At 60.9% G+C, this 24,440-nt stretch carries 22 protein-coding genes and 1 pseudogene; 18 read left to right on the top strand and 5 right to left on the bottom strand.

The genetic code is table 11. The annotated features are described in order from the left end of the window. The first annotated feature begins 101 nt into the window (after positions 1–101). Entirely contained in the window at positions 102–527 is a 426-nt protein-coding gene (locus tag HKK52_RS22310) for a DUF4399 domain-containing protein (protein ID WP_123404052.1), read from the top strand. A 61-nt stretch (positions 528–588) separates the two neighbouring features. On the opposite strand, the gene serA is transcribed toward HKK52_RS22310, so the two are convergent. Beyond that, entirely contained in the window at positions 589–1,818 is a 1,230-nt protein-coding gene (serA, locus tag HKK52_RS22315) for a phosphoglycerate dehydrogenase (RefSeq protein ID WP_123404055.1), read from the bottom strand. A gap of 204 nt (positions 1,819–2,022) precedes the next feature. On the opposite strand from serA, the gene HKK52_RS22320 reads away from it, so the two are divergent. The 4 genes from HKK52_RS22320 (at position 2,023) to HKK52_RS22335 (ending at position 6,327) form a co-directional block, all read left to right on the top strand. Next, entirely contained in the window at positions 2,023–3,417 is a 1,395-nt protein-coding gene (locus tag HKK52_RS22320) for an FAD-binding oxidoreductase (protein WP_169372610.1), read from the top strand. Between the two features lie 21 nt (positions 3,418–3,438). Continuing rightward, positions 3,439–4,104, top strand: coding sequence for a fumarylacetoacetate hydrolase family protein (locus tag HKK52_RS22325; protein ID WP_169372611.1), 666 nt, complete (start codon positions 3,439–3,441; stop codon positions 4,102–4,104). Between the two features lie 245 nt (positions 4,105–4,349). Continuing rightward, on the top strand, positions 4,350–5,279 hold the full coding sequence (locus tag HKK52_RS22330; protein ID WP_169372612.1) for an SdiA-regulated domain-containing protein: 930 nt from the start codon (positions 4,350–4,352) through the stop codon (positions 5,277–5,279). A gap of 130 nt (positions 5,280–5,409) precedes the next feature. After that, the gene (locus HKK52_RS22335; RefSeq protein ID WP_169372613.1) at positions 5,410–6,327 is read left to right on the top strand and encodes an SdiA-regulated domain-containing protein; all 918 of its coding nucleotides are present in this window, start codon (positions 5,410–5,412) and stop codon (positions 6,325–6,327) included. A 125-nt stretch (positions 6,328–6,452) separates the two neighbouring features. Here HKK52_RS22335 and rpiA read toward each other — a convergent pair whose 3' ends face one another. Then, positions 6,453–7,124, bottom strand: coding sequence for a ribose-5-phosphate isomerase RpiA (gene rpiA / locus HKK52_RS22340; protein ID WP_169372614.1), 672 nt, complete (start codon positions 7,122–7,124; stop codon positions 6,453–6,455). 146 nt (positions 7,125–7,270) lie between these two features. On the opposite strand from rpiA, the gene ilvA reads away from it, so the two are divergent. The 4 genes and pseudogenes from ilvA (at position 7,271) to HKK52_RS22360 (ending at position 10,205) form a co-directional block, all read left to right on the top strand. Then, a complete protein-coding gene (ilvA, locus tag HKK52_RS22345) occupies positions 7,271–8,785 on the top strand; it encodes a threonine ammonia-lyase, biosynthetic (RefSeq protein WP_169372615.1) in 1,515 nt (504 codons plus the stop codon). Between the two features lie 40 nt (positions 8,786–8,825). Then, positions 8,826–9,239 carry a DUF2269 family protein gene (locus HKK52_RS22350; RefSeq protein ID WP_169372616.1) on the top strand — a complete coding sequence of 138 codons (414 nt, stop codon included), beginning with the start codon at positions 8,826–8,828 and terminating at the stop codon, positions 9,237–9,239. Between the two features lie 15 nt (positions 9,240–9,254). Then, positions 9,255–9,655, top strand: a pseudogene (locus HKK52_RS22355) (NAD-dependent epimerase/dehydratase family protein); the annotation flags it as partial. Between the two features lie 82 nt (positions 9,656–9,737). Next, complete coding sequence (locus tag HKK52_RS22360; RefSeq protein ID WP_169372617.1) at positions 9,738–10,205, top strand: DUF2269 family protein; 468 nt, start codon at positions 9,738–9,740, stop codon at positions 10,203–10,205. A gap of 48 nt (positions 10,206–10,253) precedes the next feature. Here HKK52_RS22360 and HKK52_RS22365 read toward each other — a convergent pair whose 3' ends face one another. Next, positions 10,254–10,910, bottom strand: coding sequence for an HAD family hydrolase (locus HKK52_RS22365; RefSeq protein ID WP_169372618.1), 657 nt, complete (start codon positions 10,908–10,910; stop codon positions 10,254–10,256). Between the two features lie 143 nt (positions 10,911–11,053). Here HKK52_RS22365 and HKK52_RS22370 point away from each other — a divergent pair, with 143 nt between their 5' ends. Together HKK52_RS22370 and ptsP are read left to right on the top strand one after the other, a co-directional pair. Further along, a complete protein-coding gene (locus HKK52_RS22370; RefSeq protein WP_007945562.1) occupies positions 11,054–11,533 on the top strand; it encodes an RNA pyrophosphohydrolase in 480 nt (159 codons plus the stop codon). A gap of 22 nt (positions 11,534–11,555) precedes the next feature. Next, a complete protein-coding gene (ptsP, locus tag HKK52_RS22375; protein ID WP_169372619.1) occupies positions 11,556–13,835 on the top strand; it encodes a phosphoenolpyruvate--protein phosphotransferase in 2,280 nt (759 codons plus the stop codon). Between the two features lie 178 nt (positions 13,836–14,013). Here ptsP and HKK52_RS22380 read toward each other — a convergent pair whose 3' ends face one another. Further along, complete coding sequence (locus HKK52_RS22380; protein ID WP_169372620.1) at positions 14,014–14,760, bottom strand: NRDE family protein; 747 nt, start codon at positions 14,758–14,760, stop codon at positions 14,014–14,016. A gap of 132 nt (positions 14,761–14,892) precedes the next feature. Between HKK52_RS22380 and HKK52_RS22385 the strand changes: the two genes are divergently transcribed. The 3 genes from HKK52_RS22385 to HKK52_RS22395 all read left to right on the top strand — a co-directional run bounded on the left by HKK52_RS22385 (position 14,893) and on the right by HKK52_RS22395 (position 17,587). Then, a complete protein-coding gene (locus HKK52_RS22385; RefSeq protein ID WP_169372621.1) occupies positions 14,893–15,675 on the top strand; it encodes a sulfite exporter TauE/SafE family protein in 783 nt (260 codons plus the stop codon). Positions 15,676–15,758: 83 nt separating this feature from the next. Further along, positions 15,759–16,565 (top strand): prolipoprotein diacylglyceryl transferase, encoded by an 807-nt coding sequence (lgt, locus tag HKK52_RS22390; protein WP_133835540.1) that lies wholly within the window; start codon positions 15,759–15,761, stop codon positions 16,563–16,565. 50 nt (positions 16,566–16,615) lie between these two features. Next, entirely contained in the window at positions 16,616–17,587 is a 972-nt protein-coding gene (locus HKK52_RS22395) for a thymidylate synthase (protein WP_169372622.1), read from the top strand. A gap of 129 nt (positions 17,588–17,716) precedes the next feature. Here the strand turns inward: HKK52_RS22395 and cadR are convergent, their stop codons facing one another. After that, complete coding sequence (cadR, locus tag HKK52_RS22400) at positions 17,717–18,166, bottom strand: Cd(II)/Pb(II)-responsive transcriptional regulator (RefSeq protein ID WP_169372623.1); 450 nt, start codon at positions 18,164–18,166, stop codon at positions 17,717–17,719. A gap of 86 nt (positions 18,167–18,252) precedes the next feature. On the opposite strand from cadR, the gene HKK52_RS22405 reads away from it, so the two are divergent. The 4 genes from HKK52_RS22405 (at position 18,253) to HKK52_RS22420 (ending at position 24,428) form a co-directional block, all read left to right on the top strand. After that, the gene (locus HKK52_RS22405) at positions 18,253–20,523 is read left to right on the top strand and encodes a heavy metal translocating P-type ATPase (protein ID WP_169372624.1); all 2,271 of its coding nucleotides are present in this window, start codon (positions 18,253–18,255) and stop codon (positions 20,521–20,523) included. Between the two features lie 16 nt (positions 20,524–20,539). Next, on the top strand, positions 20,540–21,403 hold the full coding sequence (locus HKK52_RS22410) for a LysR family transcriptional regulator (RefSeq protein ID WP_133835545.1): 864 nt from the start codon (positions 20,540–20,542) through the stop codon (positions 21,401–21,403). Between the two features lie 224 nt (positions 21,404–21,627). Further along, positions 21,628–22,704: a putative 2-aminoethylphosphonate ABC transporter ATP-binding protein gene (locus tag HKK52_RS22415; RefSeq protein WP_169372625.1), complete on the top strand. Its 1,077-nt coding sequence runs from the start codon at positions 21,628–21,630 to the stop codon at positions 22,702–22,704. Further along, a complete protein-coding gene (locus HKK52_RS22420) occupies positions 22,704–24,428 on the top strand; it encodes a putative 2-aminoethylphosphonate ABC transporter permease subunit (RefSeq protein ID WP_169372626.1) in 1,725 nt (574 codons plus the stop codon). The genes HKK52_RS22415 and HKK52_RS22420 overlap by 1 nt, the downstream gene beginning before the upstream one ends. Positions 24,429–24,440 lie beyond the last annotated feature (12 nt).

Raw genomic sequence — 24,440 nt, forward strand, 5'->3', positions numbered from 1 at the left:
ATTCAGGCGCGCTTTGCTATGGTTGTCGAGTGCCTTCGACAACGAATGGCCGTGAAGTTAGATACGGTCACGCGGATTTTACGGAAAAACTGGAGAAGAGAATGAAAACGTTTATGTCACGAGCAGCATTGGCTGGCCTGTTGATGGGTGTGTCGGTGCTGGCCAGCGCCGCTACCCCGGCCCCTAAAGGTGCCGAAGTGTCCATCGTTTCTCCTGAAGATGGTGGGACTGTCCCGCAAACCTTCAAGGTTAAATTCGCTGTCGAGAATGTTGCGCTGGCGCCCGCGGGCGATACCACCAAGAACACCGGCCACCACCATTTGCTGATCGATGCCAAGGATGTTGTGGCTGCAGGGGCAGTCATCCCGGCAGATGCCAATCACGTTCATTTTGGCAAGGCGCAAACCGAAACCGAGCTGACGCTGACACCTGGCAAGCACACCTTGCAGTTGGAGTTAGGCGATATGAGTCATATGGCCTTCGATCCGCCAATCGTGTCGAAAAAGATCACCGTCAACGTGAAGTAATTGTTCACGGACATGAAAAAGGAGCCCCGAGGGGCTCCTTTTTTTGTCGCTCAAGTCGTTATCAGAACAACACGCGGCAACGAATGGTGCCGTTGATGTGCTGCAACTTCTCTTGGGCGATTTCCGAGTAATCGGCATCGACGTCGATCACGACGTAGCCGACTTTCTCGTTGGTCTGCAGGAACTGACCGGAAATGTTGATGCCGTTTTCGGCGAAGACCTTGTTGATCTCGCTCATCACACCCGGGATGTTCTCGTGGATGTGCAGCAGACGGTGCTTGCCAGGGTGAGCCGGCAGGGCCACTTCCGGGAAGTTCACCGACGATACCGACGTACCGTTGTCGCTGTACTTGACCAGTTTTTCCGCGACTTCCAGACCGATGTTGGCTTGCGCTTCAGCGGTGGAACCACCGATGTGCGGGGTCAGGATTACGTTGTCCAGGCCACGCAGCGGGCTCTCGAACTCTTCGTCGTTGGAGCGTGGCTCCACCGGGAACACGTCGATGGCCGCGCCGATCAGGTGCTTGTCCTTGATCGCGTCTGCCAGGGCTTGTAACTCAACCACGGTGCCGCGAGCGGCGTTGATCAGGATGCCGCCCTTCTTGATGGCGCGGATTTCCTTCTCGCCGATCATCCACTGAGTGGCGGCGGTTTCCGGAACGTGCAGGGTGACGATGTCGGACATGGCCAGCAGGTCGGTCAGTTTGCCGACCTGAGTGGCGTTGCCCAGCGGCAGCTTGGTCACGGTGTCGTAGAAGAACACCTGCATGCCCAGGCCTTCCGCCAGGACCGACAGTTGCGTACCGATCGAGCCGTAACCGACGATGCCGAGCTTCTTGCCACGGATCTCGAAGGAGTTCGCCGCGCTCTTGATCCAGCCGCCACGGTGGCAGGAAGCGTTCTTCTCAGGGATGCCGCGCAGCAACAGGATCGCTTCGGCCAGCACCAGCTCGGCCACGGAGCGAGTGTTGGAGTACGGCGCGTTGAACACCGCAATACCGCGTTCGCGGGCAGCGTTCAGGTCAACCTGGTTGGTGCCGATGCAGAAACACCCTACAGCCACGAGCTTCTTCGCGTGATCGAAGATTTCTTCGGTCAGTTGAGTGCGGGAGCGAATGCCGATGAAATGCGCATCAGCGATCTTTTCCTTCAGCTGGGCTTCCGGCAGAGAACCGGTGAGGTACTCGATGCTGGTGTAGCCAGCCGACTTGAGAACGTCGACAGCCGATTGGTGGACGCCTTCGAGAAGAAGGAACTTGATCTTGCTCTTATCGAGAGAAGTCTTGCTCATCTGCGTAAACCTGTATCCCGGAGAAAAATGGCAGGAAGTAGCCAGCAGATGCTGACCCGGACGGCAACAATGCCGTCACCGCAGAATAGCCGTTGGGCACTACCCTGCGGGGTCGGTATGCTAGCATACGCACCCCGCTAAACACTCATTCCTGCGACGTGAAGCGTTCTCAGGATGACCATGAATTGTTCGAGAGTTCTGTCGATGACCAATCCTGCCCTGATTGAAGAGCTGAAGACCCTGGTTGAGCCTGGCAAGGTCCTGACCGATGCCGACTCCCTCAATGCTTATGGCAAGGATTGGACCAAGCATTTCGCCCCGGCCCCGACGGCCATCGTGTTTCCCAAGACCACCGAGCAGGTCCAGGCCATTGTGCGCTGGGCCAATGAGCACAAAGTGGCGCTGGTGCCGTCCGGCGGGCGCACCGGACTTTCCGCTGCTGCCGTGGCCGCGAATGGCGAAGTGGTTGTGTCGTTCGACTATATGAACCAGATCCTCGACGTGAACCTCACCGACCGCACCGCCGTTTGTCAGCCTGGCGTGGTTACCGAGCATTTGCAGAACGTCGCTGAAGAAAAAGGCCTGTACTACCCGGTGGACTTCGCTTCCGCCGGTTCGAGCCAGATTGGCGGCAATATCGGCACCAATGCTGGCGGGATCAAGGTGATTCGCTACGGCATGACCCGCAACTGGGTGGCTGGCATGAAAGTCGTCACCGGCAAGGGCGATGTACTGGAACTGAACCGCGACCTGATCAAGAATGCTACCGGCTACGACCTGCGTCAGCTGTTCATCGGCGCGGAAGGCACCCTTGGTTTCGTGGTCGAAGCGACCATGCGTCTGGACCGCGCACCGAAAAACCTCACCGCGATGGTCCTCGGCACCGCCGATTTCGACTCGATCATGCCGGTACTGCACGCGTTCCAGAGCAAACTCGATCTGACTGCCTTCGAATTCTTCTCCGATAAAGCCCTGGCTAAGGTCATGGGTCGCGGTGATGTGCCGGCGCCATTTGAAACCGATTGCCCGTTCTATGCGCTGCTGGAATTCGAAGCGACCACCGAAGAAGTGGCCAACCACGCCCTGGAAACTTTCGAGCATTGCGTCGAGCAGGGCTGGGTGCTGGACGGCGTGATGAGCCAGAGCGAAACCCAGTTGCAGAACCTGTGGAAGCTGCGCGAATACATCTCCGAGACCATTTCCCACTGGACGCCGTACAAGAACGACATTTCGGTCACTGTGTCGAAAGTCCCGGCGTTCCTGAAGGAAATCGACGCGATCGTCGGCGAACACTACCCGGATTTCGAAATCGTCTGGTTCGGTCACATCGGTGACGGCAATCTGCACTTGAACATCCTCAAGCCGGAAAACCTGAGCAAGGACGAGTTCTTTGCCAAGTGCGCGACCGTGAACAAGTGGGTGTTCGAAACCGTCGAGAAGTACAACGGTTCGATTTCCGCCGAGCACGGCGTGGGCATGACCAAGCGTGACTACTTGACCTACAGCCGTTCCCCGGTTGAGATCGAGTACATGAAAGCTGTTAAAGCGGTGTTCGACCCGAACGGCATCATGAACCCGGGCAAAATTTTCGCTGTTTGAATCAACGAGCAGGAGTCGGTAATGAGCTATCAGCACCAGTATGTCGACGGTACGCGTATTCACTTCCCGCTGGGGAAAGTGGTGTGCATCGGCCGTAACTATGCCGAACACGCCAAGGAACTGGACAATCCGGTGCCTACCGAGCCACTGCTGTTCATCAAGCCGGGCAGTTGCGTGGTACCGCTGGAAGGCGGTTTTGCCATTCCGACCGAGCGTGGCTCGGTGCACTACGAAGCAGAAATCGCTGTGTTGATCGGCAAGCCGCTGTCGACCAAGCCGAGCCGTGAAGAAGTGCTCGACGCCATCTCCGGCTTCGCCCCGGCCCTGGACCTGACCCTGCGCGACAAACAGGCCGAGCTGAAATCCAAGGGCCTGCCGTGGGAAATCGCCAAGTCCTTCGATGGCGCGGCCGTGCTTGCCCCGTTCGTGTCCGCCGGCAGTTTTGCCGACCTGACCGACATCGGCATCCGCCTGACCATCAATGGCGACGTGCGTCAGGACGGCAACAGCAAGGACATGCTCAACCCGATTGTGCCGATGATCCAGTACATGGCCGGCTGCTTCTCGCTGCAGGCCGGTGACGTGATCCTGACCGGTACGCCAGTGGGCGTCGGTCCGTTGAATGTCGGTGACGAGCTGGTGCTGGAATTGCCGGGTGTCAGCCGCTTCAACAGCAGCGTTCGCTAAGCCAATGATCGTTCCCACGCTCCGCGTGGGAATGCCGCCATGGACGCTCCGCGTCCGCTTCGAATGTGACGCGGAGCGTCACGGGATGCATTCCCACGCAGAGCGTGGGAACGATCAGGTGCAGGGCTTTCCCGCCATTTCCCGTTTTTTTCACATCCCTTCTGGATAATTCCGCGGTTCCTGGCGTCTGAGCCTGCCCGATTGTGCTATTACCCTTAGCCTGAATTTCTGGAACGCATCCCCTGATGGCCACACCACCGCTCCCGACCCTGCAAACTCCTCGTCGTCCACGATTCCTCATGCGCTGGTATTACTGGTTGTTGCTGGCTGTTGTGGCGGGCTATGGCTTGGCGTTTGCGATGCATTGGGACGACCGCGGCGCGCTTTGGGTGATGGAGCGTTTCGAAAGCCCGGCCGAGCGCCAGCAAAGTATCTGGTTGCCGGATTACCGGGCGGTGATCGACGCCAAACTGCTGCCGGGCATGGAAAAGGACGAAGCATCGGACCTGTCCTACGACCCGCAGACCAAAACCCTGTTCTCGGTCATGGGCAAGAACCCGTTCCTGGTCGAACTGACCCTGCAGGGCGACGTGCTGCGCAAGATGCCGCTGGTGGGTTGGACCAACCCGGAAGGCGTGGCGACGATGGGCAATGGGTTGCTGGCCATTACCGATGAGCGCGAACACATGCTGTCGATCGTCAAGGTCGATGCCGACACGCGCGAACTGCACCGCGACAACTTCCCGAAATACGACCTCGGCCCGTCGAAAGACCAGAACAAGGCGTTCGAAGCCATTGTCTGGGATTCGCGCAATCAGCAACTGTTACTGGGCGAAGAGCGCCCGCCGGCGCTGTTCAGCTGGAAAAGCGATGGCAGCCAGACCCTCACGGGCGATAAACAGAAACTCGCCAGTAACGAACTGGATATCCGCAACCTGTCGGCCCTGGCCATTGACCCGCGCACCGGTCACACGTTGGTGTTGTCCGCCGACTCGCACCTGCTGCTGGAACTGGACGAGAAGGGCGAGCAAGTCAGCTTCATGACCCTGCTGGGCGGCTTCAACGGTTTGAAGAAGACCATCCCCCGCGCCGAAGGCGTGACCATGGACGAGGCGGGCACGCTATACATGGTCAGCGAGCCGAATCTGTTTTATCGCTTCGAAAAACAGAAATAGCCTACAGATGCGGGGTGGCGCGCGGTCGCTGGTTAAGGTAAACCTGCGGGACCGCGGCCATAGGCCATTAAGCTTGGATTCAGTCAGCCGTGGTATTTCATCCGCCCGCCCTGATTTCGAGCTTGCCTGAATGCGTCGACTTGCCCGCCCCAAACCCCTGATTTTGATCCTGTCAGTGATTGCGCTGATCGTGCTGGTCGCGGTCGGCCAGTACTTGCGCCTGTTCGAGCGCGCCTGGTTCAACCTGCACACGCTATGGCAGCCGATGAATGCCGAGGCCATTGGCCTGGATCAGTATCGGGTCGAGATCGAGGCGCAAGTGATCGACGGGCTGGACGATGACGTCTCGGCGCTGACCTACGATCCGGTGCGTCACAGCCTGTTCACGGTGACCAACAAAAACGCCGAGCTGATCGAGCTGTCCCTGGATGGCAGGATCCTGCGGCGTATCGCGCTGATCGGTTTTGGCGACCCGGAGGCCGTGGAGTTCATCAGCGCTGACACCTATGTCATCACCGACGAACGCCAGCAGCGCCTGATCAAGATTCACCTGGAGAAGGACACCACCTTCCTCGACGCCGCGGACGCCGAGCAGATGACCCTCGGCGTGCACATGAGCGGCAACAAGGGTTTCGAAGGCCTGGCGTATGACTCGGTGGGCAAGCGCCTGTTTGTCGCCAAGGAACGCGACCCGATGCTGATCTACGAAGTGCAGGGCTTCCCGCATTACAACCCGGAGAAATCCTACGCCGTACACGTGGTCAACAACCCCAAGCGCGATGCCGGGATGTTCGTGCGCGACCTGTCGAGCCTGCAATACGACGAGCGCAGCGGCCACTTGATGGCGCTGTCGGATGAGTCGCGATTGATCATCGAGCTGGATGTGGATGGGCGACCGCTGAGCACAATGTCCTTGAACAAGGGCCGTCAGGGGCTGAAAAAGACCGTGCCGCAGGCGGAAGGGATAGCGATGGATGACGATGGCACGCTGTATCTGGTCAGCGAACCGAACCTGTTCTACACCTTCAAAAAACCACCACAGCCCTGACCAACACCCCAAAACAAATGTAGGAGCGAAGCTTGCTCGCGAAGAGGCCATAACATTCAACATCTCAGTCGACTGTTACGGCCTCTTCGCGAGCAAGCTTCGCTCCTACAGGGTAGGGCGGGGTGTCAGGCCTTGAGGGTCTTCACGCCTTCGCTGGTGCCCAGCAGCAGCAAATCCGCCGGACGCGCCGCGAACAGACCGTTGGTGACCACGCCGACGATCGCATTGATCTGCGTCTCCAGCTCCACCGGGTTGGTGATCTGCATGTTGAACACGTCGAGGATGATGTTGCCGTTGTCGGTCAGCACGCCTTCGCGGTAAACCGGGTCGCCGCCCAGTTTCACCAGCTCGCGGGCCACGTGGCTGCGGGCCATCGGGATCACTTCCACCGGCAGCGGGAACGCGCCGAGCACCGGCACCAGTTTGCTGCCATCGGCGATGCAGATGAAGGTCTTGGCCACGGCTGCGACGATCTTCTCGCGGGTCAGGGCCGCGCCGCCGCCCTTGATCAGGTTCAAGTGTTCGTCGCTTTCGTCGGCGCCGTCGACATAGAACTCCAGGTCGCTGACGGTGTTCAGCTCATACACCGGAATCCCGTGGCCCTTGAGGCGCGCAGCAGTGGCTTCGGAGCTGGCGACGGCGCCATCGAACGCGCCCTTGTGCTTGGCCAGTGCATCGATGAAGCAGTTGGCGGTGGAGCCGGTGCCGACACCGACGACGCTCTTGTCGTCGAGTTTCGGGAGGATGAAGTCGACGGCGGCCTGGGCCACTGCCTGTTTGAGTTGATCCTGGGTCATGCGGGCTCCGAAGCGGGCAAGGGAAAACGGAAAGGCCGGCATTATAACTTCATGCCGGTCTAAAACCTCTGTATTCGTGTGGTCGTCCGCCCAAAAGCCGGGTTAGACTCCTTGGCCCTGCCCAACCCGCTCAGTGATGCTTTCCGATGCTCGAACAGTACGTCAAGAAGATCCTCACCTCGCGCGTTTATGACGTTGCCGTAGAAACCCCATTGCAGACTGCTCGCCAGCTCTCCGAGCGGCTGGGCAATAGTATTTGGCTCAAGCGCGAAGACTTGCAGCCGGTGTTCTCGTTCAAGATTCGCGGCGCCTATAACAAGCTGACGCAACTGAGCGATGAAGAGCGCGCGCGCGGCGTGGTCACTGCTTCGGCGGGCAACCATGCGCAGGGCCTGGCCCTGGCGGCCAAGGTGTTGGGCGTGAAAGCCACCATCGTGATGCCCAAGACCACCCCCGAGATCAAGGTCGAAGGCGTGCGCTCCCGTGGCGGCAAAGTGGTGCTGCACGGCGATTCGTTCCCGGAAGCCCTGGCCTACTCGCTGAAACTGGTCGACGAAAAAGGCTACGTCTACATCCACCCGTACGACGATCCCCACACCATTGCCGGGCAGGGCACGGTGGCCATGGAGATTCTGCGCCAGCACCCGGGCCGTCTCGATGCGATTTTCGTCCCGGTGGGCGGCGGCGGTTTGATCGCCGGCATCGCGGCTTACGTGAAATACCTGCGTCCGGAAATCAAGATCATCGGCGTCGAGCCGGATGACTCCAACTGCCTGCAAGCGGCGATGGCTGCTGGCGAACGAGTGATTCTGCCGACCGTGGGCATCTTTGCCGATGGCGTTGCCGTGGCGCAGATCGGCCAGCACACCTTCGATATCTGCAAAGACTATGTCGATGAGGTGATCACCGTCAGCACCGATGAAATCTGTGCGGCGATCAAGGACATCTACGACGATACCCGCTCGATCACCGAACCTGCCGGCGCCCTGGGCGTGGCCGGGATCAAGAAGTACGTCGAGCAGCGCGGCGTCACCGGGCACACGTTCGTGGCCATCGACTCCGGCGCCAACGTCAACTTCGACCGCCTGCGCCACGTCGCCGAGCGCGCCGAATTGGGCGAGGGCCGCGAAGCCATCATCGCCGTGACCATTCCCGAGAAACCGGGGAGCTTCAAGGCGTTCTGTGAAGCCATCGGCAAGCGCCAGATCACCGAATTCAACTACCGCTACAACACCGGCAGCGAAGCGCACATCTTCGTTGGCGTGCAGACGCACCCGGACACCGACCCGCGCAGCGCGTTGATCGCCAGCCTGAGCGAGCAGGGTTTCCCGGTGCTCGACCTGACCGACAACGAACTGGCCAAGTTGCACATCCGGCACATGGTCGGTGGCCGCGCGGCCCAGGTCGTTGATGAAGTGGTGCTGCGCTTTGAATTCCCGGAACGTCCGGGTGCGCTGTTCAACTTCCTCAACAAACTGGGCGGGCGCTGGAACATCTCAATGTTCCACTACCGTAACCACGGCGCGGCAGATGGCCGGGTGGTCGCGGGGCTGCAAGTGCCTCATGACGAACGTCATCTGGTGCCCGCAGCGCTGGAAGAAATCGGTTACCCGTACTGGGACGAAAGCGACAACCCGGCCTATCAGCTGTTTCTCGGCTGAGCGGCTACGCTGATGGGCATGGACTAAAGAAGAGAAATGCATGGAAACCCTGACAACCCTGAAAGTCCTTCATGTCGCGGCCACGGTGGTGATACTCGCCAGCGGTCTGGGGCTCGCTTTTCTGACCTGGCGCAACCACAGTGAAGGCCCTGCGAGCACGATGCAGCGCCCATGGTTGTTCGTGTGGTGCCTCATGCTGGCCTGCATGTTCAGCATGCCTTTCACTGGCTGGTGGTTAGTGCATCTGGTTGGCTGGCCGTTGGGGCAGTTCTGGATTCTGGGTTCCAGCATTATCTATGCCGTGGCGTCATTGAGCGCTCTCTGGCTCCTCCTTCGGCTCAACCGTCTGTGGACGAGCGGGGTGGGCAACCGGAAATTCACGCTGGCTCTGGCGATTGTCAGCGGTGTCGGATTCCTCGCCATTGCTGCGTTGATGGGGGCCAAGCCGGTTTAAGCGACAAAGAATGTCATGAAAATTCTATTGGTGGGCGGCACTGGTTTTGTCGGTCGTCACCTGCTGCGCGCGCTACACGCTGCCGCCACTCAGTGATTGCCACAAGCCGCGAGCGTCAGGCGTCGATGTGGCCAGGTGTCGAGTGGCAGCAACTGGATCTCGGTCTGCTGGCGGTTGAGCCCGCGCATTTTGCTTTCCCCGGCGATATCGATGTGCTGATCAACGCTGCGGGTCTGTGGAGCGTGGATGCGCAGGCGTTGAGCCTTATTCAGGATCGCGGTGCCCGGGTTCTGTTTGATCAGGCCGTGCACCAGGGTGTGCTTCGGCCGTCGCTGGTGCTGGGCGCTGGCGGGACAAGCAGTGCCTGGCTCGCGGCTTTCTCACCCTGGCCGTTGATTCCCTTGCTGGATTTGAAGGTTTGATCCTTACGCGGCTGTCGGGAAAAAACGGGTGTTGATGGTGGCTACTTTAATGGCTTTTGTGGACTGAACCTCGCCGATGAGTGCTTATCTGCTGCTGAAAACCCTACACATTCTGTCATCGACCATTCTGTTTGGTCTCGGCGCCGGCTCGGCGTATTACGCACTTCGGGCCTGGCGTAGCGGCAACGTCGAAGTGATTGCCGTGACGTTTAAACATCTGGTTTTTGCTGACTGGGCGTTCACCGCCACCACGGCAGTGTTTCAGCCGCTCAGCGGGCTGGGTCTGATGCATCTGGCGGGCTGGCCGCTGCAACAGACTTGGCTGATGTGGAGCATTGGCCTGTTTTGCCTGGCCGGCGTGTGTTGGTTGCCGGTGGTCTGGCTGCAGATTCGCGTGCACAAAATGGCCGACACCGCTTTGCTGAAGGGGACGCCGATGCCGATCAAGGCCGCCACCTATATGCGTTGGTGGTTTGCCTTGGGGTGGCCGGCGTTTTTAGCCTTCATGGTGATTTTCTACCTGATGGTGGCCAAACCGGCTTGAGGCATTGCCCACCATGGCGGCGAACCGTAGTGGGCATCACGGCGTTTTTCAGTCGCGCAGGCTGATCACCGGCCAGCCACGCTTCTCGGCCTCGGCGCGCAGGTTCGGATCCGGATCAACCGCCACCGGGTTTGCCACTTGCTCAAGCAACGGCAAATCATTCATCGAATCGCTGTAGAAATAGCTGTCTTCCAGCGAATGCCCGGTCTCTTCCAGCCAACGACTCAACCGCGTCACCTTGCCTTCGCGAAAGCACGGGATGTCGGTGCTGCGCCCGCTGTAGCGGCCATCGATCATTTCGCATTCGGTGGCGATCAGGGTCTCGACGCCCAAGCGCTGGGCAATCGGCCCGGTGACGAAGCGGTTGGTGGCGGTGATGATCACCAGTTTGTCGCCGGCTTCGCGGTGCTTGGCCAGCAGGGCCAGGGCCTTGGGCAATACGATCGGTTCGATGCAGTCGCGCATGTAGTCCAGGTGCCATTGATCCAGGGTGGCCATTTCGGTGCGGCCGAGGATTTCCAGGCAAAAGTTCAGGTACTCGGCGTTATCCAGCTTGCCCGCCAGGTAATCCTGGTAGAACTCGTCGTTGCGTGCCTTGTACGTCACGGCATCGAGAAAGCCGCGTTCGCACAGGTAATCGCCCCAGGCGTGGTCGCTGTCGCCGCCCAAAAGCGTGTTGTCCAAGTCGAATAAAGCCAGGCGCATTGCAGTTACTCGCTGAAAAGTCTGTAGAAAGGCGCCCAGAATACGTACTTTTCACAAGAGTGCACATAAGGTGGGCCGGCTCGTTGCTGCCTTCACAACCTTTGTGGAACAATGCGGCGACATGCGTTTGCGAGGTTGTTGCCGTGATCGACCCCGATGGTTTCCGCCCCAATGTCGGGATTATTCTCACGAATGATGCCGGCCAGGTGCTATGGGCTCGCCGTATCAATCAAGATGCCTGGCAGTTTCCACAGGGCGGGATCAACCCCCAGGAGACGCCGGAAGACGCCTTGTATCGCGAGTTGAACGAAGAAGTGGGTCTTGAGCGCGAAGATGTTGAAATTCTCGCCTGCACCCGGGGCTGGTTGCGCTATCGTTTGCCGCAACGTCTGGTCCGTACCCACAGCCAACCGCTGTGCATCGGCCAGAAACAGAAATGGTTTCTCCTGCGCCTGATCTCCAACGAGCAGCGGGTGCGGATGGATTTGACCGGTAAACCGGAATTCGATGGCTGGCGCTGGGTCAGTTATTGGTATCCGTTGGGCCAGGTGGTGACATTCAAGCGCGAGGTGTATCGACGCGCTCTCAAAGAGCTTGCCCCGCGCCTTTTAACGCGCGACTGACGACGGAGTTCGACCCCGAGCCATGCTCAATACGCTGCGCAAGATCGTCCAGGAAGTTAACTCCGCCAAGGATCTCAAGGCGGCGTTGGGGATTATTGTGTTGCGCGTCAAAGAGGCCATGGGCAGCCAGGTCTGCTCGGTCTACCTGCTTGACCCGGAAACCAACCGCTTCGTACTGATGGCCACCGAGGGCTTGAACAAGCGCTCGATCGGCAAAGTCAGCATGGCACCCAACGAAGGTCTGGTTGGCCTGGTCGGCACGCGTGAAGAACCCCTGAACCTCGAAAACGCCGCGGATCACCCGCGCTACCGTTACTTCGCCGAGACCGGTGAAGAACGCTACGCCTCATTCCTCGGGGCGCCGATCATTCACCACCGTCGCGTCGTCGGCGTGTTGGTCATTCAGCAAAAAGAACGCCGCCAGTTCGATGAAGGTGAAGAAGCCTTCCTCGTGACCATGAGCGCGCAACTGGCGGGCGTTATCGCCCACGCCGAGGCCACCGGTTCGATCCGTGGCCTGGGCCGTCAGGGCAAAGGCATCCAGGAAGCCAAGTTCGTCGGCGTACCGGGTTCGCCGGGCGCGGCGGTCGGGACCGCGGTGGTCATGCTGCCGCCCGCCGACCTGGACGTGGTGCCGGACAAGACCATCACCGACATCAACGCCGAACTCGGGCTGTTCAAGACCGCCATCGAAGGCGTGCGCGCCGACATGCGCGCCTTGTCCGCCAAGCTCGCGACCCAGCTGCGGCCGGAAGAGCGCGCGCTGTTCGACGTCTACCTGATGATGCTCGACGATGCCTCGCTGGGCAGCGAAATCACCACGGTGATCAAGACCGGCCAGTGGGCCCAGGGCGCGTTGCGCCAAGTGGTCACCGAGCACGTCAACCGTTTCGAATTGATGGACGACGCCTACCTGCGTGAGCGCGCCTCCGACGTCAAGGACCTGGGCCGGCGCTTGCTGGCTTACCTGCAGGAAGAGCGTCAGCAGACGCTGGTCTACCCTGACAACACCATTCTGATCAGCGAAGAACTGACGCCGGCGATGCTCGGCGAGGTGCCGGAAGGCAAGCTGGTCGGTCTGGTTTCGGTACTCGGTTCCGGTAACTCCCACGTCGCGATCCTGGCTCGCGCCATGGGCATCCCGACGGTGATGGGCCTGGTCGACCTGCCGTATTCCAAGGTCGACGGCATCCAGATGATCGTCGACGGCTACCACGGCGAGGTCTACACCAACCCGAGTGACGTGCTGCGCAAGCAGTTCGCCGAAGTGGTCGAGGAAGAGAAACAACTGTCCCTCGGGCTGGACAAGCTGCGGGACTTGCCGTGCGTGACCCTCGATGGCCACCGCATGCCGCTGTGGGTCAACACCGGCCTGCTCGCGGACGTGGCGCGGGCGCAGAAGCGTGGCGCCGAAGGCGTTGGCCTGTACCGCACCGAAGTGCCGTTCATGATCAACCAGCGCTTCCCGAGCGAAAAAGAGCAGCTGGCGATCTATCGCGAGCAGCTCGCGGCATTCCATCCGCAACCAGTGACCATGCGCAGCCTGGACATCGGCGGCGACAAGTCGCTGTCGTACTTCCCGATCAAGGAAGACAACCCGTTCCTCGGCTGGCGCGGCATTCGCGTCACCCTCGACCACCCGGAAATCTTCCTGGTGCAGACCCGCGCGATGCTCAAGGCCAGCGAAGGCTTGAACAACCTGCGGATCCTGCTGCCGATGATCTCCGGCATCCACGAACTCGAAGAAGCCTTGCACCTGATCCACCGGGCGTGGGGCGAAGTCCGCGATGAAGGTACCGACGTGCCGATGCCGCCGATTGGGGTGATGATCGAGATTCCGGCGGCGGTGTACCAGACCAAGGAGCTGGCGCGGCAAGTGGACTTCCTGTCGGTCGGCTCCAACGACCTGACCCAATACCTGCTGGCCGTGGACCGTAACAATCCGCGGGTGGCCGACCTTTACGACTACCTGCACCCGGCGGTGCTGCAAGCCTTGCAGAACGTGGTGCGTGACGCCCATGCCGAAGGCAAGCCAGTGAGTATCTGCGGCGAAATGGCCGGCGACCCGGCAGCGGCGGTGCTGTTGATGGCGATGGGCTTCGACAGCCTGTCGATGAACGCCACCAACTTGCCGAAGGTGAAGTGGATGCTGCGTCAGATCAATCTTAGCAAGGCCAAGGAATTGCTCGCGGAGTTGATGACCATCGACAACCCGCAGGTTATCCACAGCTCGCTGCAATTGGCGCTGAAGAACCTTGGGTTGGCGCGGATGATTAATCCGGCTTCGGTCAAGACGCTTTAAAAGGCTGATGGCCTTGTGGCGAGGGAGCTTGCTCCCGCTGGAGTGCGAAGCGCTCCCGATCCGGCCAACGCGTTCTATCTGAAAGATCGCGTTGGCTGGTTTACGACTGCTTCGCAGTCGGACGGGAGCAAGCTCCCTCGCCACAAGCAAGCTGCCTCGCACAATTTATTGCAGGCCTTTAAATCCTCAACGCCACTTCCCCCAAATGCCCGCCATACGGCCCGAAACTCCTTTCGACCATCACCCGCGTCCCATCCGCCTGAACAATCAACGCCGTACTCGCCCGCGTCCCATACGTCGGGCTGGCAATAAACACACTCGACAACAACGTCTCGGTGGCCACCCCGACCCCGGTATCCGGCAGTTCCGTCAGCGGTGCGGGCTGCGAATCCCCCAAAATAGCCAACAACGCCGCAGGTTGCGGATCGTCCAGCAGTTCGCTCAACGCCGCCTTGGCCTTGAGCACTTTCGGCCACGGCGTATCCAGCCCCGCGTTCGACAGCCCATATACCCCGGGCGCCAGCATCACCGCCTCGGTGTCCCGGGCATTGAAATGCCACAGCTCGTTGGAATTGCCGACCAGCAGGTTAAACCCGGCAAACTCCGCCGAACGGGCGACAACGTCGCTTAAATAGTCATCAATCGACATCTCGCCGCTGAGAAACCCTGCAACCAGTTCGCCCCGTGACGTGCGCGACGCTGGCTGCCGCGGATCGCGGATATTCGTCAGGGCGGCAAAGCGCCCGTTGGCGCCGATGCCGAGCCAGGTGCCACCGGCCTCCAGGTCCCGACCGGCATGGACATGCGGGGCGTGGGCCCATTGCGCCAGGGGCTGGGTGGGCCGGGCGTAGAATTCGTCGCGGTTGGCCGCCACGATCAGCGGCTGGGCGTGGCCCGGGCGCCAAGCGAAAACAATCAGGCACATAAGGTGGTCCTTGTGTGTTTTTGCTCACTCTACGCAGACATTGCGCGCGCATCCATCGCCATCCAGTAGAGCTAAAGGCCGTGCATCCGTTACCATGCCGCTCCTATTTTCGGGATGCGTGGGACTACGGCCATGGAATTTCTGCTCTATCTGGCGCTGGGCGCCTGTGCAGGCGTGCTGGCCGGGCTGTTCGGCGTCGGTGGCGGGATCATCATCGTCCCGGTGCTGGTGTTCAGCTTCAAGCTGCAGGGCTTCGATCCGTCGATCCTCACGCATCTGGCCGTCGGCACGTCCCTGGCGACGATCATTTTTACCTCGGTCAATGCGGTCCGCGAGCATCACCGTCGCGGTGCCGTGCGTTGGCCGATATTTGCCTGGATGACCCTCGGCATTCTGATCGGCTCCGGTTTTGGCGCGCTGACGGCCGAAGCGATCTCCGGACCGCATTTGCAGAAGATCATCGGCGTTTTCGCGCTGATCGTCGCCGTTCAACTCGCCCTGGACTTCAAACCCAAGGCCAGCCGAACGGTGCCGGGCAAAGTCGGTCTGACCATCGCGGGCAGTGTGATTGGCTGGGCGTCGGCGATTTTCGGGATTGGTGGCGGTTCGCTGACCGTGCCGTTCCTGACCTGGCGCAGCGTGCCGATGCAGCAAGCGGTGGCGACGTCATCGGCCTGCGGCTTGCCGATTGCCTTGTCCAGTGCATTATTTTTCATGATTCTGGGCTGGCACGATCCATTGCTGCCGGCCCATAGTCTCGGTTTTATTTATTTGCCGGCGCTGCTGGGGATCGCCCTGACCAGCATGTTCTTCGCCCGTTTCGGCGCGCGACTGGCGCACAATCTGTCGCCGCGCTTGCTCAAAAGACTGTTCGCCGCTTTGCTGTTCTGCGTGGGGCTCAATTTCCTGCTCTGACACCCGGCACAATCCTGGCTTAATCCTGAGGTGACAGCGTCCCCCGGGAATTTTGAAGGTTTCAACTCTAACGAGGAGTCGCAATGCTGCCTTACCCGCAGATCGACCCGGTGGCCCTGGCCATCGGTCCGCTGAAAATCCACTGGTACGGCCTGATGTACCTGATCGGCATCGGCGGCGCCTGGCTGCTGGCGTCCCGGCGGCTGAACCGCTTCGACCCGACCTGGACCAAGGAGAAGCTCTCCGACATGGTCTTCTGGATGTCGATGGGGGTGATTGTCGGTGGCCGCCTGGGCTACGTGCTGTTCTACGATCTGAGTGCGTACCTGGCCAACCCGATGCTGATTCTCGAAGTGTGGAAGGGCGGCATGTCGTTCCACGGCGGGTTTATCGGCGTGATGCTGGCGGCGTTGTGGTTCGGTAAAAAGAACAACAAGTCGTTCTTCCAGCTGATGGACTTCGTCGCGCCGATGGTGCCGATCGGCCTGGGCGCCGGGCGCATCGGCAACTTCATCAACGCCGAGTTGTGGGGCAAGCCGACCGACGTGGCATGGGCGATGGTCTTCCCGACCGATCCGGCGCAACTGGCCCGTCACCCGTCGCAGCTGTATCAGTTCGCGCTGGAAGGTGTGGCGCTGTTCCTGATCCTCTGGATATTCTCGCGCAAGCCACGGCCAACCATGGCAGTGTCCGGGATGTTCACGCTGTTCTACGGCATCTTCCGTTTCATCGTCGAATTCGTCCGCGTGCCGGACGCGCAATTGGGCTATCTGGCCTGGGGCTGGCTGACCATGGGTCAGGTGCTGTGCGTACCGATGGTGCTCGCCGGTCTGTTCCTGATCTGGCTGGCGTATCATCGCGCCCCGGCAGCGCCAGCGGCGGCCGTATAAATTCGAATCCCGGGGGCGACGGCTCCCGGGTTCAAGGACACAGGTAACTCATGAAGCAATATCTCGATCTGGTGGCCCACGTCATCAAGAACGGCACCAAGCAAGCCAACCGCACTGGCGTCAACACCATCAGCTTCCCTGGCGCGATGCTGCGTTATGACCTGAAGGAAGGTTTTCCGGCGATCACTACGCGCAAGATGGCCTTCAAATCGGCCATCGGCGAGATGTGTGGTTTCCTGCGTGGCGTGAACAACGCCGCCGAATTCCGCGCCCTGGGCTGCAAGGTCTGGGACCAGAATGCGAACGAAAACGCGCAGTGGCTGGCCAACCCGTTCCGCCAGGGCGAAGACGACCTCGGCGAAATCTACGGCGTGCAATGGCGCAAGTGGCCGGCGTACAAGCAGATCCCGGTCAGCAATAAAGCCGCGATCGAGCAGACGTTGAGCCAGGGCTATCGCCAGATCGCCGAAGGCGAAGAAGACGGCCAGGCCTACGTGGTGCTGTACAAGGCGATCGACCAGATCCGCCAGTGCGTCGACACCATCATCAAGGACCCGGGCAGCCGCCGCATCCTGTTCCACGGCTGGAACGTTGCCCAGCTCGATGAAATGGCCTTGCCGCCATGCCATCTGCTGTACCAGTTCCACCCGAATGTCGAGACCAAGGAAATCTCCCTGACTCTCTACATCCGTTCCAATGATTTGGGCCTGGGCACGCCATTCAACCTCACCGAAGGCGCCGCGCTGCTGAGCCTGATCGGGCGCCTGACCGGCTACACGCCGCGCTGGTTCACCTATTTCATCGGCGACGCGCACGTCTACGAAAACCACTTGGACATGCTCAACGAACAGCTCACTCGCGAGCCGTTCCCGATGCCGAAACTGGTGATCAGTGATCGTGTGCCGGCGTTTGCCGAAACGGGTGTGTATCAGCCGGAATGGCTGGAGTTGATCGAGCCGGGCGACTTCTCGCTTGAGGGTTATCAGCACCACGCGCCGATGACCGCGCCGATGGCGGTTTAAAGCCCCGGCACGATGATCGTTCCCACGCTCTGCGTGGGAATGAATCCCGTGACGCTCCGCGTCACAGTGGACGCAGAGCGTCCATGGCGGCATTCCCACGCGGAGCGTGGGAACGATCAGGCGGTGTGTTTAGTGGCCGTGACTGCGGCCCACATGGGAATGCTCAGTTTCCGTCGCCACCACCCCACCACTGACCTCCAACCGCTGCAAAATCCCGCATTGATCGACATCCGGCCCTTCGCCACAACGTTGGCGCAGGTCGAGCAATTGTGTCTGCAACGCCAACAAGCCATCGATCCGCGCCTTGACGTGGTGGATGTGTTCGTCGATCAGCGCGTTGACGTTTTCGCACTGGTCCTGCGGGCTGTCGCGCAGGGTCAGCAGGCTGCGGATTTCTTCGAGGGTCATGTCGAGGGTGCGGCAATTGCGGATAAACGTCAGGCGTTCGGCGTGGGCCTGGGTGTAGACGCGGTAGTTGCCGTCGCTGCGGGCGGGCTCTGGCAGCAGGCTTTCGCGCTCGTAATAGCGGATGGTTTCCACGGCGCAGTCGGTCAGTTTGGCCAGTTCTCCTATCTTCATCGCGACAATCTCCAAAAGGTTGCTTGACCCTATAGTGGCTACAGGGTCTTTACTTGGCAACAGGCACCTTTCATGGACGCGACCCGATGAGCGATTCCCTTCATATTCACAAACCCGAAGACGGGCATGATCACGATCACAGCCACAAGCTGCAGCCTGTGCAGCAGAAGCATGATCATGGCGGCCACGGCGATTCCTGCTGTTCCTCGAAAGTGGCGGCACCGTCGCTGATCAAGTTGAGCGAATCGCCGACCGACGGCGCACGGCTCAGCAGTTTCCGCATCGACGCGATGGATTGCCCGACCGAGCAGACGCTGATCCAGAACAAACTGGGCAAGCTCTCGGGTGTGCAGCAGCTGGAATTCAACCTGATCAATCGGGTATTGGGCGTGACCCATGACCTGCCGAGCACCGCGCCGATCATCGACGCCATCAAATCGCTGGGGATGGTCGCCGAGCCGTTGGAGCAGGGCGTTGAAGCCCCCGCGCCAGCCGCCGAGAAAAAACATTGGTGGCCCCTGGCGCTGTCCGGCGTCGGTGCGCTGGCAGCCGAAGTCATTCACTTCACCAACGCCGCGCCGAACTGGGTGGTGGCGATCATCGCGCTGGTGTCGATCCTCAGCGGCGGTCTCACCACTTACAAAAAGGGCTGGATCGCCCTCAAGAACCTCAACCTGAACATCAACGCGCTGATGAGCATCGCGGTGACCGGCGCGATCCTGATCGGTCAGTGGCCGGAAGCGGCGATGGTGATGTTCCTCTTCACCGTGGCCGAGTTGATCGAAGCCAAGTCCCTGGACCGCGCGCGCAACGCCATCGGCGGGCTGATGCAGATGACCCCGGAACAGGCCACGGTGCTGCAGGCTGACGGCAGCTGGGTCGAACAAGACGTCAAAATCATTGAGTTGGGTGCGCGGGTGCGGGTGCGTCCGGGTGAACGCATCGGTCTCGATGGTGAAGTGGTGTCCGGCACGTCCACCATCGATCAGGCGCCAATCACCGGCGAAAGCCTGCCGATCGAGAAGACCGTGGGCGATAAAGTCTTCGCCGGCACCATCAACCAGGCGGGCTCGCTGGAATATACGGTGACTGCTGCCGCCAACAATTCGACTCTGGCGCGGATCATCCACGCCGTGGAACAGGCTCAGGGCGCGCGAGCACCGACCCAGCGCTTTGTTGATCAGTTCTCGAAAATCTACACCCCGGCGGTGTTCATCTTTGCCCTGGCCGTGGCAGTCATCCCGCCGCTGTTCATGGGCGCCGTGTGGTTCGACTGGATTTACCGGGCGTTGGTGTTGCTGGTGGTCGCTTGCCCATGTGCGCTGGTGATTTCCACGCCGGTGACCATCGTCAGCGGTCTCGCGGCAGCGGCGCGCAAAGGGATTCTGGTCAAGGGCGGCGTCTATCTGGAAGGCGGTTACAAGCTCGATTACCTGGCCCTGGACAAGACCGGCACCATCACCCATGGCAAACCGGTGCAGACCGATTATCTGTTACTCGTCCCGACTGCCGAAGCAACGGCCCCAGGCATTGCGGCAGCGCTGGCCGGTCGTTCCGATCACCCGGTGTCGCTGGCCATTGCCAATGCGGCTGTGGATAAACAAGCAGCGCCGCGGGTTGTGGATAACTTCGAAGCCCTGGCCGGTCGCGGAGTGCGCGGAGAGATTAACGGTCAGGTCTACCACTTGGGCAACCATCGACTGGTGGAAGAGCTGAACCTTTGCTCCCCAGCGCTGGAAGAGAAGCTGTTTGCTCTGGAAAAACAGGGCAAGTCGGTGGTGCTGCTACTCGACCAGTCCGGCCCATTGGCGCTGTTTGCCGTGGCCGATACGGTGAAAGAGTCCAGCCGCGAAGCGATCCAGCAGCTTCACGACTTGGGCATCAAGACGCTGATGCTCACCGGCGACAACGTCCACACCGCCCAGGCGATTGCCGCGCAAGTCGGCATCGACGAGGCCAAGGGCGACCTGCTGCCGACCGACAAGCTGCAAGCCATCGAAGCGCTTTATGCACAGGGCCATAACGTCGGCATGGTCGGCGACGGCATCAACGATGCTCCGGCACTGGCCCGGGCCGAGATCGGTTTTGCCATGGCCGCTGCCGGCACCGACACTGCCATCGAGACCGCCGATGTCGCCCTGATGGACGACGATCTGCGCAAGATCCCAACCTTCATCCGTCTGTCGCGACAGACCTCCACCATCCTCAAACAGAACATCGCCCTCGCGTTGGTCATCAAGGCGATCTTTCTTGGGGTAACCTTCGCCGGGATCGCCACCATGTGGATGGCGGTGTTCGCCGACATGGGCGTGAGCCTGTTGGTGGTGTTCAACGGTTTGCGCCTGCTGCGTAAATAAACGATGAGGGAAGGGTGTGCTGAGTGCCGAGCTGAAGGCGTTTTACATGGTGGCCCGCCTGGGCAGCATTACCCTGGCGGCGAAGAAGCTCGGCCTGAGCCAGCCCACCGTGACCACCCAGATTCGCAATCTGGAAAGTCAGTACTCGGTTGAACTGTTCTACCGTGGCGGCCGCCGCCTCAGCGTCAGCGATGAAGGCGCGCGGTTGCTGCCGATGGTCAAGGCGCTGTTGCAGCAGGAAGCTGACATCGAGTTTTTCCTGCGCAACAGCGGCCAGGTCCAGGGCACGCTGCGCATCGCGGCCACGGCGCCGTATTACATCCTCGACCTGGTGAAGACCTTCCGTGAGCGTTTGCCACAGGTGGAAGTGTCGGTGGAAATCGGTAACTCGCAGCAGGTGCTGGAGGCGCTGGAGGATTACCGGGTGGATGTCGCCGCGTCGTCGCAGTTGCTTGACGATGCGCGCTTGATTCGCCGGGTGCTCGGCAGCGATCCGTTGGTGCTGGCGGTACATCGTAATCATCCGTTGGCCGTTCACGATCATGTGCCGCTCAGCGCGTTGGCCGGGCATACCTTGTTGATGCGCGAGTCGGGCTCGACCACGCGGCGGCTGACCGAAGAATTACTGGCCGGCGCCGGGGTGAGTTTCGGGCCGTTGCTGGAGATCGGCAGCCGCGAGTCGATCCGCGAGGCGGTGCTGCGCAATATCGGCATCAGCATCATCGCCCGGCAGGAAGTGCCGCATGACCCGCAGTTGCGCGTGCTGACCATCGAGAATGCGCCGCAGATTCCGGAATACCTGTACTGCCTCAAGGAAAGAAAAGGCGCGCGGTTGCCGGCGGCGTTTCTGGGGTTGGCGCAGGAAATGGCCCCGGCCTAATGATCGTTCCCACGCTCTGCGTGGGAATGCCTCAACGGACGCTCCGCGTTCGGCTCGGGATGGGACGCAGAGCGTCCCTGGCTGCATTCCCACGCGGAGCGTGGGAACGATCGGCGGTGAACCCAAATCCCCGAATACCACTATCAGCCGTTTTTGCCTCACTGCCACATGACGGACGCATTACAAACCTAGGATGGGCCTCATCTGCTTGATGAGGTCTGTCCATGAACCACTCGATCGCAACTGCCCTGACCAACCCCGGCGCGCCGATGAAAGTGCGCGGCGTGCAGAAACGCTTCGGTGCCTTCACCGCGCTGGATAACGTGTCCCTCGACGTGGCGGCCGGTGAGCTGGTGTGTCTGCTCGGCCCGTCGGGTTGTGGCAAAACCACCTTGCTGCGCTGCATCGCCGGCCTGGAGAAACAGGACAGCGGCGAGTTGTACCTTGGCGAGCGCGACGTTTCTCACCTCGCGCCGCAAGCCCGGGACTACGGAATCCTGTTCCAGTCCTACGCGCTGTTCCCCAATCTGACGGTCGAAGCGAACATTGCCTACGGCCTCGCCGGCAGTGGTCGCGATGAAGTGCGCAAGCGTGTCGGGCAGATGCTGGAACTGGTCGGCCTGCTCGGCAGCGAGAAAAAGTACCCCGGCCAATTGTCCGGCGGCCAACAACAACGCGTGGCCCTGGCCCGTGCTTTGGCCCCGGCACCTTCGCTATTGCTGCTGGACGAACCGATGTCAGCCCTCGACGCCCGGGTCCGCGAGCACCTGTGCACCGAACTGCGCCAATTGCAGCGCAACCTCGGCGTCACCACCCTGATGGTCACCCACAATCAGGACGAAGCCATGCTGATGGCCGACCGCATTGCCGTGATGAACAACGGCAGGGTCGAGCAATACGCCACGCCGCAGGACATCTACGATCGTCCGGCCACGCCATTCGTGGCGGAGTTTGTCGGGCAAGGCAACTGGCTGCCATTTCGCCGCAGCAGCGACAGCCATGCCCAGGTCGGCGGCCTGAATATGCGCCTGGCCGAGGGCAGCGCGAAAACCGCTTCCGGCCGTTTGTTCTGCCGCCCGGAGGCGATCAACGTCAACCCGGCTGTGCATGAAGAAAACCTGTTCCCGGCCAAAGTTCGCGAGATCACTTTCCTCGGCAACCGCTGTCGCATGAGTTTCGAACTCGATCAACTACCGGGTCACGCCTTGCTGGCGGAACTGGCGCCGGAAGCCATGCCGCGCCTCGGTGCGCAGCAGATCATGGTCGCCTTGCCTCCGCGCAGCCTGCAGGTGTTTGCCTGATGAGCGCGAACCTCGCGCTGCCGATACCGCACAAGCAGGTTCGGCAGACCTCCCGTGCCGAGATCGGCGACCGGGTGTTCGTGGTGGGCGGCAAAGTCCTGTTGCTGGTGTTGATCGGCGTTGCGGTGTTGATGCCGTTGCTGGCGATCTTCTGGCGTGGCTTCAGCTCGGAAGCCGGGCAGGGCGGCGGTCTAGTGGCTGCCCGTGAATTGGTGACCAGTGCGAATTTCCACTGGTTGCTCGGCAATAGCCTGAAAGTTTCCCTCAGCGTCGCGGCGATTGTCGTACCGCTGGCCTACCTGTTTGCCTACGCGCTGCAACGCACCTTGATTCCTGGCAAAGGCATCTGGCGCGGCATGTCGCTGTTGCCGCTGATGGCGCCGTCGATGTTGCCGGGGATTGCGCTGGTTTATCTGTTCGGCAATCAGGGCATGTTGCGTGGTTTGCTCTCGGACAATATCTACGGCTTCTGGGGCATTGTTCTGGGCGAGGTGATCTACACCTTCCCACACGCCTTGATGATTCTTCTGTCGGCGCTTTCGTTGGCGGATGCGCGACTGTTCGATGCGGCATCGAGCATGGGCGCCAGTCCGGCCAAAGCCTTCCGCAGCATCACCTGGCCGGCGACCCGTCAGGCGGTGTTCGCCGCATTCTGCCTCGTCTTCACGTTGACCATCACCGACTTCGGCGTGCCCGTGGTGGTCGGCGGCGACTATCAAGTGCTGGCGCTGGAAGCTTACAAAGCCGTGGTCGGCCAGCAACAATTCGGGCGCGGCGCGTTGATCGGCATGGTGTTGCTGCTGCCGGCGCTGTTCAGCTTCGGTGTCGATGCCTGGTTGCGCCGACGTCACGGCGATTCCATGAGCGGCCGCGCACAAGTGTTCAAACCGGCGCCGTCGAAGCTGCGGGACGGCTGCTACCTGGCCATCGTGTTGCTGATCTGCGCGGTGTTGCTGCTGGTGTTCGGCATGGCGGTGTACTCGTCGCTGGTGAAATTCTGGCCGTACAACCTGTCGCTCTCGCTCAACCATTACCAGTTCAACGACACCGCGGGCGGCGGTTGGTTGGCCTACGGCAACAGCGTGAAAATGGCGTTGGGCACGGCGTTGATCGGCAGTGTGCTGATCTTCACCGGCGCCTACCTGATGGAAAAAACCAAGGGCCAGCGCGGACTGAATCTGACCTTGCGCATGCTCAGTTTCGTACCGATGGCGGTGCCGGGCCTAGTGCTGGGTTTGGGTTACGTCTTCTTCTTCAACCTCAGCGGCAACCCACTGCATGTGCTCTACGGGACCATGACCCTGCTGGTGGTCTGCACCATTGCTCACTATTTGACCACTGCACAAATGACCGCCACCACCGCGCTGCGCCAGCTCGACGCCGAGTTCGAAGCCGCCGCGCTGTCGCTCAAGGCGCCGCTGTATCGACATTACCTGCGAGTCACGGTGCCGATCTGCCTGCCGGCGTTGCTGGACATCGTGCGCTACCTGTTCGTCTCGGCCATGACCACCGTCTCGGCGGCGATTTTCCTCTACAGCCCCGACACCATCCTCGCGGCGGTGGCAGTGCTGAACATGGATGACGCCGGAAACGTCGGCGGCGCGGCGGCGATGTCGACCCTGATTCTGTTCACCTCGGCGGGCGTGTCCTTGCTGCTGGCCTGGGCTTCGCGCGGTTTGTTGCGCCGCTCCCAGGCCTGGCGGCAGACCGCGCCCGGCAACTGACTCACACCCTCA

Source organism: Pseudomonas sp. ADAK2, assembly GCF_012935755.1.
GTDB lineage: Bacteria > Pseudomonadota > Gammaproteobacteria > Pseudomonadales > Pseudomonadaceae > Aquipseudomonas.

Bases quoted from the DNA above. Each gene is read 5' to 3' on its own strand.
- HKK52_RS22330 (WP_169372612.1), top strand. From the start codon at position 4,350: ATGGCCACACCACCGCTCCCGACCCTGCAAACTCCTCGTCGTCCACGA.
- HKK52_RS22365 (WP_169372618.1), bottom strand. From the start codon at position 10,910: ATGCGCCTGGCTTTATTCGACTTGGACAACACGCTTTTGGGCGGCGAC.
- lgt (WP_133835540.1), top strand. From the start codon at position 15,759: ATGCTGCCTTACCCGCAGATCGACCCGGTGGCCCTGGCCATCGGTCCG.
- HKK52_RS22325 (WP_169372611.1), top strand. From the start codon at position 3,439: ATGAGCTATCAGCACCAGTATGTCGACGGTACGCGTATTCACTTCCCG.
- HKK52_RS22310 (WP_123404052.1), top strand. From the start codon at position 102: ATGAAAACGTTTATGTCACGAGCAGCATTGGCTGGCCTGTTGATGGGT.
- rpiA (WP_169372614.1), bottom strand. From the start codon at position 7,124: ATGACCCAGGATCAACTCAAACAGGCAGTGGCCCAGGCCGCCGTCGAC.
- HKK52_RS22380 (WP_169372620.1), bottom strand. From the start codon at position 14,760: ATGTGCCTGATTGTTTTCGCTTGGCGCCCGGGCCACGCCCAGCCGCTG.
- HKK52_RS22320 (WP_169372610.1), top strand. From the start codon at position 2,023: ATGACCAATCCTGCCCTGATTGAAGAGCTGAAGACCCTGGTTGAGCCT.
- HKK52_RS22360 (WP_169372617.1), top strand. From the start codon at position 9,738: ATGAGTGCTTATCTGCTGCTGAAAACCCTACACATTCTGTCATCGACC.
- ilvA (WP_169372615.1), top strand. From the start codon at position 7,271: ATGCTCGAACAGTACGTCAAGAAGATCCTCACCTCGCGCGTTTATGAC.
- HKK52_RS22335 (WP_169372613.1), top strand. From the start codon at position 5,410: ATGCGTCGACTTGCCCGCCCCAAACCCCTGATTTTGATCCTGTCAGTG.
- cadR (WP_169372623.1), bottom strand. From the start codon at position 18,166: ATGAAGATAGGAGAACTGGCCAAACTGACCGACTGCGCCGTGGAAACC.
- ptsP (WP_169372619.1), top strand. From the start codon at position 11,556: ATGCTCAATACGCTGCGCAAGATCGTCCAGGAAGTTAACTCCGCCAAG.
- serA (WP_123404055.1), bottom strand. From the start codon at position 1,818: ATGAGCAAGACTTCTCTCGATAAGAGCAAGATCAAGTTCCTTCTTCTC.
- HKK52_RS22395 (WP_169372622.1), top strand. From the start codon at position 16,616: ATGAAGCAATATCTCGATCTGGTGGCCCACGTCATCAAGAACGGCACC.
- HKK52_RS22350 (WP_169372616.1), top strand. From the start codon at position 8,826: ATGGAAACCCTGACAACCCTGAAAGTCCTTCATGTCGCGGCCACGGTG.
- HKK52_RS22415 (WP_169372625.1), top strand. From the start codon at position 21,628: ATGAACCACTCGATCGCAACTGCCCTGACCAACCCCGGCGCGCCGATG.
- HKK52_RS22420 (WP_169372626.1), top strand. From the start codon at position 22,704: ATGAGCGCGAACCTCGCGCTGCCGATACCGCACAAGCAGGTTCGGCAG.
- HKK52_RS22405 (WP_169372624.1), top strand. From the start codon at position 18,253: ATGAGCGATTCCCTTCATATTCACAAACCCGAAGACGGGCATGATCAC.
- HKK52_RS22385 (WP_169372621.1), top strand. From the start codon at position 14,893: ATGGAATTTCTGCTCTATCTGGCGCTGGGCGCCTGTGCAGGCGTGCTG.